We start from the raw sequence: 748 nt of genomic DNA, 5'->3' as shown, positions 1-748 counted from the left end.
ACCATCAGGATATTTACAAATTTAGCCAGCAGTTCTGATCCGAACTTCGGATCCGGCAGAATTTTACGCTGACCAATGACGCGACGACGTGGCATGGAAATACTCCGTTGTTAATTCAGGATTGTCCAAAACTCTAAGAGTTTAGTTTGACATTAATATAAAACGTTTGGCCTTACTTAACGGAGAACCATTAAGCCTTAGGACGTTTCACGCCATACTTGGAGCGTGATTGCTTACGGTCTTTAACGCCGGAGCAGTCAAGCGCACCACGAACGGTGTGGTAACGAACACCCGGGAGGTCTTTTACACGACCGCCACGGATCAGGATCACGGAGTGCTCCTGCAGGTTGTGACCTTCACCACCGATGTAGGAAGTCACTTCAAAACCGTTAGTCAGACGAACACGGCAAACTTTACGCAGTGCGGAGTTCGGTTTTTTAGGGGTGGTAGTATATACACGAGTACATACGCCACGTTTCTGCGGGCATGCTTCCAGCGCAGGCACGTTGCTTTTTGCAACTTTGCGTGCACGTGGTTTGCGTACCAGCTGGTTAACTGTTGCCATTAAATAGCTCCTGGTTTTAGCTTTTGCTTCGTAAACACGTAATAAAACGACCTCATACAATATGAGGACGCAGAATTTTAGGTCGGTGTCGAAAAGGTGTCAAGAAATATACAACGATCCCGCAATTACCAGGACATCTGGTTGGGATGCTTCACCGTAAGTCTGACGAAGTCAGTATAGCTA

1 protein-coding gene and 1 pseudogene are annotated in these 748 nt (G+C 46.9%); both read right to left on the bottom strand.

Features of this window, described 5'->3' with window-relative positions; translation table 11 throughout:
• Positions 1-95, bottom strand: a pseudogene (locus KQJ18_RS24295) (30S ribosomal protein S7); the annotation flags it as partial.
• A gap of 95 nt (positions 96-190) precedes the next feature.
• A complete protein-coding gene (gene rpsL / locus KQJ18_RS24290; RefSeq protein ID WP_003023654.1) occupies positions 191-565 on the bottom strand; it encodes a 30S ribosomal protein S12 in 375 nt (124 codons plus the stop codon).
• Between the last annotated feature and the right edge of the window lie 183 nt (positions 566-748).

This window comes from Citrobacter sp. S55_ASV_140, assembly GCF_018919505.1.
GTDB classification, from domain to species: Bacteria; Pseudomonadota; Gammaproteobacteria; order Enterobacterales; family Enterobacteriaceae; genus Citrobacter; species Citrobacter werkmanii.
The sequence above is the reverse complement of the archived record's forward strand: the minus strand, read 5'-3'. Positions and strand labels throughout refer to the sequence as shown.